The following is a 9,469-nucleotide window of genomic DNA, read 5'->3' on the forward strand; positions in this document are numbered from 1 at the left end:
CCCGATCTTTCCAGCCCCGCCGGCGTTTGAGGCGCGGGGTCCGGGGCAGAGCCCCGATCTTTCCAGCCCCGCCGGCGTTTGAGGCGCGGGGTCCGGGGCGGAGCCCCGTGGCCTCGGGACGGGAGGCCGCTCCGGGCGGAGCCCCGTGGCGTGAGAACGGTCGGCCGGGGCAGTCGGCCGGGACGGATCCGCGAGGGGCGCGCCCAACTTCCCACCGCCCGCGCCAGCTTGACGCATCACGACCCCGTCACGATCACCCGCTTTACAGCCCTGGCACCCTTGCCGCCCCTCCCTGGCCGGGCGTAGACCAGTGCCCACGGGACAGCGCTCAGTACGCACGTCCAGCGTTCAGGACGAGAACGGGGCAGTGATGGGCAGCACTCGCAGCACTCTTCGCACACCCACCCGCATACGCACCCGCATACGCACCCGCATACGCACCCGCACAGGGACACACACGCTCCGCACCACCCTCGTAGGCATCGCCATCGGTTCCCTCGCGCTCACGCTCACCGCCTGTGGAGGCGACGACGGCGACGGCAAGTCCGGCGGAGACGGCAGCAAGTCACCCGCGTCCTCGCTCAAGCTGCCGAAGCTGAACGGCAAGTCGCTGGAGATCGCCGCCGTGTGGACCGGCGACGAGCAGAAGAACTTCAAGAAGGTGCTCGCGGAGTTCGAGAAGCGGACGGGCGCCAAGGTCACGTTCGTCCCCGCCCAGGACCCGATCATCAACTTCCTCGGCTCGAAGGTGGCCGGCGGCGCCCCGCCGGACATCGCGATGCTGCCGCAGCCCGGCGCCATCAAGCAGGCCGTCGACAAGAAGTGGGCCAAGCCGCTGGGCGCGGACGCCCAGGCGCAGTTGAGCAAGAACTACGCCCAGGGCTGGCAGGACCTCGGCAAGGTCGGCGGCAAGAGCTACGGCGCGTACTACAAGGCGGCCAACAAGTCCCTGGTCTGGTACAACACCAAGGTCTTCGAGAACGCGGCCGCCAAGGAGCCGAAGACCTGGAAGGAACTCCTCGCCACCTCGCAGGCGATCTACGACTCCGGTGTCACGCCGTTCTCCGTCGGCGGGGCCGACGGCTGGCCGCTGACCGACTGGTTCGAGAACATCTATCTGTCGCAGGCGGGTCCCGAGAAGTACGACCAGCTCGCCAAGCACGACATCAAGTGGACCGACCCGTCCGTGAAGGACGCGCTCACCACGCTCGCCGAGCTGTGGGGCAAGAAGGACTTCCTCGCGGGCGGCAACAAGGGCGCCGTGCAGACCGAGTTCACGAAGTCGGTCGAGCAGACCTTCACCGGCGGCGAGCAGCCCAAGGGCGCCATGGTCTACGAGGGCGACTTCGCACAGGTCAACATCCAGCAGACGAAGGCGAAGGTCGGCACGGACGCGAAGGTGTTCCCGTTCCCCGCGGTCGGCTCCGGTGACAAGCCGGTGGTCAGCGGCGGCGACGCGGCCGTCATCCTCAAGGACTCCGAGGCGGCGCAGGCGCTCGTGACGTGGCTGGCGTCCCCCGACGCCGCGACCATCCAGGCCAAGCTGGGCGGCTACCTCTCGCCCAACAAGAACGTGGACCTCGCCTCGTACCCGAACGATGTGCAGCGCGAGATCGCGAAGGCGCTCGTGGGCGCGGGCGACGACTTCCGCTTCGACATGTCGGACCAGATGCCGCAGGCGTTCGGCGGGACGCCCGGCAAGGGCGAGTGGAAGGCGCTCCAGGACTTCCTGATGAACCCCAAGGACATCGCAGGCACCCAGAAGACGCTGGAGGCCGAAGCGGCCAAGGCGTTCAAGGACTGACGCGGCGATGACATCCGCCACGGGCGGCGGCACCCCGGATCCCGGGGCGGCCGCCGCGACGTCACCACGTACCCGTACCCGTACCCGTAAGAGCGTCACCGGCACCCGCAAGTCGGTGGCTGGGCTCTTCCTGCTGCCCGCGCTGATCCTGCTCGGCGCCCTGGTCGTCTACCCGATCGGGTACTCGGTCGTCCGCAGCTTCTTCAACGCGTCGGGCGGCTCGTTCATCGGGTTCGACAACTACGAGACGCTGTTCACGCGCGAGGACACCAAGGCCGCGATCAACAACAACATCTGGTGGGTGGTGCTCGCCCCGACGGTCGCCACGGCGCTCGGCCTGATCTTCGCCGTGCTCACCGAGCGGATCCGCTGGGCCACCGCGTTCAAGCTGGTGGTCTTCATGCCGATGGCCATCTCGATGCTGGCCGCGGGCATCATCTTCCGGCTCGTCTACGACCAGGACCCGGAGAAGGGCGCGGTGAACGCGGTCATGACGGGGGTGCACGACACGTTCGCCGACGCCTCCGCGTTCCCGAAGGCGCATCCGCGGGGCAGCCAGACGCTGACCGGGAAACCGGGCGGCCCGTACCTCACGAAGGAACCGGTCGGTGCCGGAATTCCCGTGCTGCTGCCGCTCGTTGGCGTCGCCGCCGACCAGATGCCCAAGGACGCCAAGCCCGCGAAGGAGTCCGCCACCGGGAAGCCCGGGGTGACCGGCACCGTCTGGCAGGACTTCACGCTCGGCAAGGGCGCGGGCGGCCTCAACAAGATCGATGCGAGCGAGGTCGGCTACCCCGGCATGCGGGTCGAAGCCGTCAGGAACGGCAAGGTGGTGGCGTCCACGACGGCCGCCGCCGACGGCACGTTCACGCTGCCCGCGAAGGCGGACGGCTCCCAACTCCGGCTCCCCGCAGCCAACTTCAAGGAGCCGTACAACGGCGCCGACTGGCTCGGCGACAAGAAGTTCTTCACGATCCACCTCGGCGGATTCGATCTGTACCTCAACATCGTGACGACCTCGATCATGGTCGCGTACGTGTGGATGTGGGCCGGGTTCGCGATGGTGCTCATCGGGGCGGGGCTCGCCGGCATCCCGCGCGAACTCCTGGAGGCGGCCCGCGTGGACGGCGCCTCCGAGTGGCAGGTGTTCCGCCGGGTCACGGTGCCGCTGCTCGCGCCCGTGCTCGCGGTCGTCCTCGTCACGCTGATGATCAACGTACTGAAGATCTTCGACCTGATCTTCATCATCGCGCCGGGATCCTCGCAGGACGACGCCAACGTGCTGGCCCTGCAGCTGTACCGCTCGGCGTTCAGCGAGGACAACGAGGGGCTGGCCAGCGCGATCGCGGTGCTGCTCCTGCTGCTCGTGATCCCGGTGATGTGGTTCAACCTGCGCAGGCTGAGGGCGGAGACACGGCGATGACGACACTCGACGATTCCGTCAAGGCCCCGCGCTCGCTCGCACGCCGGATCGGCGACCTGCTCAGCGGCGGGTTCGTCCAGTTCGTGCTGCTGGTGGTCGGCGCGCTGTGGCTGGTGCCCACGATCGGCCTGCTGTTCTCCTCGCTGCGCTCCCCGGAGGACATGGCGGACAGCGGCTGGTGGACGGTATTCAGCAAGCCGGCGCAGCTGACGTTCGAGAGCTACAGCAGTCTCCTGGAGAACTCGGACATCACGCGTTCCCTGGTCAACACGGCCTTGATCACGGTGCCCGCGACCCTGCTCGTGATCGTGATCGGCTCGCTGGCCGGCTACGCATTCGCGTGGATGGAGTTCCCGGGCCGCGACTGGTGGTTCCTGATCGTGGTCGGGCTGCTCGTGGTGCCCGTGCAGGTCGCGCTCGTGCCGATCGCCCGGCTCTTCGGCGACATCGGCATCTTCGGCTCGATCCTCGGCGTGATCCTCTTCCATGTCGGGTTCGGACTGCCGTTCGCGGTGTTCCTGCTGCGGAACTTCTTCGCGGAGATCCCGCGCGAACTACTGGAGGCGGCCCGCCTGGACGGTGCGGGCGAGGTGCGCGTGTTCGTACGGGTGGTGATGCCGCTCGGCGCCCCCGCGATCGCCTCGCTCGGCATCTTCCAGTTCCTGTGGGTGTGGAACGACATGCTGGTCGCGCTGATCTTCACGGACACCGACAGCCAGCCGATCACGGTCGCGCTGCAGACCCAGGTGCGGCAGTTCGGCAACAACGTCGATGTGCTCGGACCCGGCGCGTTCATCTCGATGGTGATCCCGCTGGCCGTGTTCTTCGCGTTCCAACGCCAGTTCGTGTCCGGCGTGATGGCGGGCGCCGTCAAATAACGCATCCGGGATTTATCGAGCGAGAGGGTCTCCCGTTCTCCTTCCGGCCACCGCCCGGACATCCCGTGCACCTAACCAGAGCTGATGGCCTCCCGGGGCCGGCCGGCGAGCGCGTCGTCCGCCGGCCCCGCACCCACGTCATCCGTACTGGAGCTGACATGCAGCACGAGTCCCACACCGCGCCCGCCGAACTGCCGCGCCCGGCCGCGCTCGACGACGTCAAAGGCTGGTTCCACAACATCGACCAGGTGCTCTTCGACTGGTTCCTGAGCCGGCAGCGCGCACTCGGCCAGGGCGGGGATCTCCTCGAACTCGGCGTCTACCTGGGCAAGAGCGCCATCTTCATGGGGCAGTACCTGGAGGAGAAGGAGACCTTCACCGTCTGCGACCTGTTCGACTCACCCGCCGACGACAAGGCGAACGACAAGGAGATGAACAAGTCCTACAGCACCCTCACGCGTACCGCCTTCGAGGCCAACTACCAGGCGTTCCATGACGAGTTGCCCGAGGTGGTGCAGGGGCCCTCGCACGTGATCACGTCCTTGGTCGCCCCCGGCAGCTGCCGGTTCGTGCATGTCGACGCCTCGCATCTGTACGAGCACGTGCACGGCGACATCGAGGCGTCCCGCGAACTCCTCGGCGAGAACGGCATCGTCGTGCTCGACGACTTCCGCGCCGAGCACTGTCCGGGCGTCGCGGCCGCGACGTGGGGCGCCGTCGCCACGACAGGACTCAAGCCGCTGTGCATCACGGCGACCAAGTTCTACGGGACGTGGGGCGCGTTCGAGCCGGTGCGCACCGAGCTGGGCGCGATGCTCGCGGGGCGCGACGACTTCTGGCACGGCGCGGAGGAGGTCGCCGGGCACTCGATGATCCGCATCGACGGCCGGAAGGCGAAGCGCCCGGCCCAGCCGGTGTCGCGCCACGAGCCGACCGCGTCGCCCGTGCCCACGCAGTCCCCGCGCTCGAAGGGCCTGCTGCGCTCGCTGCTGGGCCGCTGACGCCCGAGCCCCGCCTTTCGTGAACCCGGGGGTCCTCACCCGCACGGCCCACGAAAGGCGGAGCGGTCGGCTCCGGCGGGGCACGCATTCCCCATGCCGTACATGACGACGACCTCCGCACTCGTCCGGGGAACGGCGCGCGGCGCGACGGCGCTGCGCGGCGGCCGGTTCTGGCGCCCGACCCCGTTCTTCGTCTTCGGCGGCCTGTGCTGGCTGCTGCTGACGCTCGCGTACTGGTGGGTGCCGATGGCCTACGACTACGGGCTGCACGCGGCGGTGATCGAACGCCTGAAGGTCAGCCTGCTCCACCCGCGCCACCCACTGGTCGACCTGCCGGGCGCGGGCAGCTGGTACGTCTCCTCCCCATACGCGATGGTGGAGGGCGCCTTCGCGCGGGCGACGGGTCTGACGGGCTGGGAGGTCATGAAGCTCGCGGGCCCCGCCAATCTGCTGGTCCTGCTGACGGGCCTGCACCGCTTCGTCCGGGCGCTCACCACTCGCCAATGGGCCCCGGTCATCGCCCTGTTGACGCTCACACTTCTCTGGGGCGCGAGCACGGACTGGAGCACCGAACCGCTCGCACTGCGCTCGCTGACGATCGACCTCGGCTACCCGTCGACGTTCGCGATCGGTCTCGCGTTCTGGGTGTGGGCGGGCGCGTGGCGGCTGCGGCGGGAGGGGGCGCGCTGGGCCGTGGCGGGGGTCGCGGCGGTGGGCCTGGTGTGGCTCTGGCCGGACTCGGACCCCGCGTCGCCGCACGTCCCGTGGCTCGCGCTGATCGGCCTCCCGGCGTTGTGGCTGCGCCTGCGCCGCGACCGTAGGGACCCGCTCGTCCTCCTGTGCGCGGCGGGCATCGCGGCCCTCGCGTACGCCGCGCTGATCCACCCCTCCGCGTACGGCGCGGCCATGGTGCTCACGGTGGTGCCGCTCCAGCTGGCTCTGGCGATCGCGCTCGCGGCGCCCCGCCCGTGGCCGCGGCGTCGCAGGGCGCTCGGCGCGCTGGCGGCGACGGGCGCGGCGGTCGGCCTCCTGGCCACGGTCCTCGACCCGCCGCCGAGCTGGCCCGCGTACACCTGGGCGGCGCAGCACATTCCCCCCGGCGACGTGGTCCTGACCAGCGGCTACCGCCCCACCCGCTCACTGCCCGGCCACGGCCCGACGCTGGTAGCGCCCGCCCGCCCCGACCCGGTCGTCGACAGGGTCGACCGGGACCGGCGCCGGGCGGCGGTGCGCGCCTACCTCTCCCCCACGTCCACCCGCGCCGAACGGCAGGCCGTCGCCGACCGCTACCGCGTCCGCTGGCTGCTGCTCGACCGGGCCGAACGACTGCCGCCGGAGGCGGTACTGGTGGCGTGGAGCCGGCAGTCGGGGGAGGTACTGGCACGGATCAACGGCGTTTCATCCAGAGGCAATTGATGCCGAGGGAACTACTCGACGACGAGCTGCACGTCGATGTTGCCGCGCGTCGCGTTCGAGTACGGACACACCTGGTGCGCCTGCTCGACCAGCTTGCGGCCGGTCTCGGCGTCGACCGACTCGGGCAGCTCGACGCGGAGCACGACGGCGAGCCCGAAGCCCTCGCCCTGCTTGCCGATGGAGACCTCGGCGGTAACGGCGGCGTCGGCGACGTCCACCTTGGCGCTCCGGCCGACGAGCCCGAGCGCGCTGCCGAAGCAGGCGGCGTAACCGGCGGCGAAGAGCTGCTCCGGGTTGGAGCCCTCGCCGTTCCCGCCCATCGCGGTGGGCGGGGCGAGCTGGAGATCGATCACGCCGTCCGAGGAGACGGCGCGCCCGTCGCGGCCGTGGGTGGCGGTGGCGACGGCGGTGTAGATGGCGTCCATGGGGGACCTGCCTCTCGGTCGGTGAATCTCTCTTCGTACTCCCCAAATATAGCACACAATTAAATTGCACGCAACTGAATCGCGCAACCGGTACCCTGGACCCATGTCCAGCATGCCCAGCACTCCCGGCACTCCCAGCTCCGACGAATTCCTCCGGCTCGACCGCCAGATCTGCTTCTCGCTCAACGCGGCGTCGCGCGCCTTCGGCGGCATCTACCGGGTGCTGCTGAAGGACCTGGGCCTCACCTACCCCCAGTACCTGGTCATGCTGGTGCTCTGGGAGGCCGCCCCCGAGGAGGGCCCGCTCCCGGTCAAGCGCCTCGGCGAACGCCTCCGCCTGGACTCCGGCACGCTCTCCCCGCTCCTCAAGCGCCTGGAGGCGAACGGCCTCGTACGCCGCGAGCGCAGCGCCACGGACGAGCGCTCGGTGACCATCGCCCTCACGGATTCCGGCGCGGCCCTGAAGACCCGCGCGTCCGAGGTCCCCCGCAAGATCGCCGCGGCGACGGGCTTCGACCTGCACGAAATAGCGGACCTGCGCTCCCGCCTCGACCGCCTGACCCACGCCCTGGACTCCGCCGAGCTCTGACATCCACGTCGGCTTCACGTCGACCCGGAAGAGTTTCGCGCCGGGATCGAAGCTGCCAGGATCGACGCGATGGACACAGTCGCCGAGGTACACCTCGCCCACCTGCGCCGGCTGCGCGCCGCCAAGGACGTGATGGACCGGGACTGGGCCGACGCGTCCCTGAACCTGGACGCGGTGGCGGCCCACGCCGGCTACTCGCGCTCGCACTTCGTCCGGGCTTTCAAGACGGCCTACGGACGGACACCCGGCCAGTACCTCTCGCGGCGCCGCATCGAACGCGCGGCGGAGATGCTGCGCACCTGCGACCTCGGCATCACCGAGATCTGCCACCTGGTCGGCTTCACCGGCCTCGGCACGTTCACGACACGCTTCAAGCAGCACACGGGCCAGACCCCGGGCGAGTACCGCCGCGAGCAGCTCCGCGGCGGCGCCGCGCTCATCCCGGGCTGCTACGCCCTGCTGTGGGCGGGCGGTCTCCAGCCGCGTCGACAGAGCAGATCTCGACAGAGCAATTCTGAAGAAGCCTGCTGAGCGTCCCGCTGCCTACCGTGGACCGGCCAGAACAAACACACCGCGGGAGGCACCATGATCAAAGGCGTCGGCATCACGACCATCTGGACGCTCGACCAGGAACGTACGAAGACGTTCTTCACCGAGAAGCTCGGCATGGAGCTGCGCACCGACATGTCCATGGGCGACTCCCGCTGGATCACGGTCGGCGCCAAGGACCAGCCCGAGTTCGAGCTGGCCCTGATGCGCCCCGACGGCCACGGCGTCGACCCCGAGTCCGCGCGGGCCCTCACCGAGCTGGTCGCCAAGGGCGTCCTCGGCGGCGGCGCGCTGCGCACGGACGACTGCCGAGGCGACTACGAGAACTTCAAGGCGCGCGGCGTCGAGTTCCTCCAGGAACCGAAGGAGCGTCCGTACGGCATCGAAGCCGTCTTCCGCGACGACAACGGCAACTGGTACTCGCTGACCGAGCGCAACGAGGAGCTCGACCTCTCCAAGGACTGGGCATGACCGCCCCCGGCAGCGGCCCCGACAACACGGCGGAGCGCTGCGCCCTGTGGCGCGCGATGCACGTCCAGGTCGACGACGCGCCGCACGTCCTGGAGGACGAGGTGGGCCTGCGCCTGCTCGCCCCCGGCCCCGACTGGCGCGAGCGCCCCGACATGGAGCCTGCGTCGACCCGCGGCTTCCGGGCCGCGATGGTCTCGCGGGCCCGCTTCGTCGAGGACCTCGTGGAGCGGGAGTCGGAGCGCGGCGTCGACCAGTACGTCATCCTCGGCGCGGGCCTGGACACGCTGGCCCAGCGCCGCCCGGAACTCGCCGCGCGCCTCGACATCTACGAGGTCGACCAGCCGGGCCCGCAGTCCTGGAAGCGCGCCCGCCTCGAAGCGCTCGGCCACGGCGTCCCGCCCCGCCTGCACCTCGTCCCCGTCGACTTCGAGGCGCGGGAGTCGTGGTGGGACGGGCTCACGGCGGCCGGTTTCGACCCGCGCCGCCCGGCGGTCGTCGTCTCGACGGGCGTCGTCATGTACCTCACCCGAGAGGCCACGGCCGCCACCCTGGAGCAGAGCGCCAAGCTGGCCCCGGGCTCGACCCTGGCGCTCTCCTTCATCCTCCCGGCCGACCTCGTCGACGCGGCGGACCGCTCGGGCATGGAGACCAGCAAGAAGGGCGCGAGCGCCTCCGGCACGCCCTTCCTCAGCTTCTACGCCCCCGAGGACATGCTCACCCTGGCCCGAGAGGCCGGATTCAGGACGGCCGAGCACATCCCGGGCACGGACCTCGCAACCCGCTACTTCGCGTCCCGCGAGGACGCCCTGCGCCCGTCGAGCGGCGAGGACTTCCTCCTGGCCACCACCTGATCCGCGCGCGGGAAGGAACGGGGCTGGGACTGTGACGTGGAACTACGACGCGGTCGTAGTTC

Annotated in this window: 10 protein-coding genes; 9 read left to right on the forward strand and 1 reads right to left on the reverse strand. The window is 70.0% G+C overall.

Annotated elements, in window-relative coordinates:
• Positions 1 to 370: 370 nt before the first annotated feature.
• The 5 genes from ABT004_RS34775 to ABT004_RS34795 all read left to right on the forward strand — a co-directional run bounded on the left by ABT004_RS34775 (position 371) and on the right by ABT004_RS34795 (position 6,522).
• Positions 371 to 1,804, forward strand: a complete 1,434-nt coding sequence (locus ABT004_RS34775) for an ABC transporter substrate-binding protein (RefSeq protein ID WP_351345265.1) — start codon at positions 371 to 373, stop codon at positions 1,802 to 1,804.
• A 7-nt stretch (positions 1,805 to 1,811) separates the two neighbouring features.
• Positions 1,812 to 3,227 carry a carbohydrate ABC transporter permease gene (locus tag ABT004_RS34780; RefSeq protein ID WP_351345268.1) on the forward strand — a complete coding sequence of 472 codons (1,416 nt, stop codon included), beginning with the start codon at positions 1,812 to 1,814 and terminating at the stop codon, positions 3,225 to 3,227.
• Positions 3,224 to 4,105, forward strand: coding sequence for a carbohydrate ABC transporter permease (locus ABT004_RS34785; RefSeq protein WP_351345271.1), 882 nt, complete (start codon positions 3,224 to 3,226; stop codon positions 4,103 to 4,105). Before ABT004_RS34780 ends, ABT004_RS34785 begins: the two co-directional genes overlap by 4 nt.
• Positions 4,106 to 4,263: 158 nt before the next feature.
• Positions 4,264 to 5,106, forward strand: coding sequence for a class I SAM-dependent methyltransferase (locus tag ABT004_RS34790; protein ID WP_351345274.1), 843 nt, complete (start codon positions 4,264 to 4,266; stop codon positions 5,104 to 5,106).
• A gap of 102 nt (positions 5,107 to 5,208) precedes the next feature.
• Positions 5,209 to 6,522, forward strand: coding sequence for a hypothetical protein (locus tag ABT004_RS34795; RefSeq protein ID WP_351345277.1), 1,314 nt, complete (start codon positions 5,209 to 5,211; stop codon positions 6,520 to 6,522).
• A gap of 11 nt (positions 6,523 to 6,533) precedes the next feature.
• Here the strand turns inward: ABT004_RS34795 and ABT004_RS34800 are convergent, their stop codons facing one another.
• Positions 6,534 to 6,947, reverse strand: a complete 414-nt coding sequence (locus tag ABT004_RS34800; protein ID WP_351345280.1) for an organic hydroperoxide resistance protein — start codon at positions 6,945 to 6,947, stop codon at positions 6,534 to 6,536.
• A 112-nt stretch (positions 6,948 to 7,059) separates the two neighbouring features.
• Here ABT004_RS34800 and ABT004_RS34805 point away from each other — a divergent pair, with 112 nt between their 5' ends.
• From ABT004_RS34805 to ABT004_RS34820, 4 genes are all read left to right on the forward strand, one after another.
• A complete protein-coding gene (locus tag ABT004_RS34805) occupies positions 7,060 to 7,536 on the forward strand; it encodes a MarR family winged helix-turn-helix transcriptional regulator (RefSeq protein ID WP_351345292.1) in 477 nt (158 codons plus the stop codon).
• Between the two features lie 69 nt (positions 7,537 to 7,605).
• Entirely contained in the window at positions 7,606 to 8,067 is a 462-nt protein-coding gene (locus ABT004_RS34810; RefSeq protein WP_351345283.1) for a helix-turn-helix transcriptional regulator, read from the forward strand.
• Positions 8,068 to 8,121: 54 nt separating this feature from the next.
• Positions 8,122 to 8,556, forward strand: coding sequence for a VOC family protein (locus ABT004_RS34815; RefSeq protein WP_351345286.1), 435 nt, complete (start codon positions 8,122 to 8,124; stop codon positions 8,554 to 8,556).
• On the forward strand, positions 8,553 to 9,407 hold the full coding sequence (locus tag ABT004_RS34820; RefSeq protein ID WP_351345289.1) for a class I SAM-dependent methyltransferase: 855 nt from the start codon (positions 8,553 to 8,555) through the stop codon (positions 9,405 to 9,407). The genes ABT004_RS34815 and ABT004_RS34820 overlap by 4 nt, the downstream gene beginning before the upstream one ends.
• Positions 9,408 to 9,469: the final 62 nt, after the last annotated feature.

This window comes from Streptomyces sp. NPDC002790 (genome assembly GCF_040295505.1).
Lineage (GTDB): Bacteria > Actinomycetota > Actinomycetes > Streptomycetales > Streptomycetaceae > Streptomyces.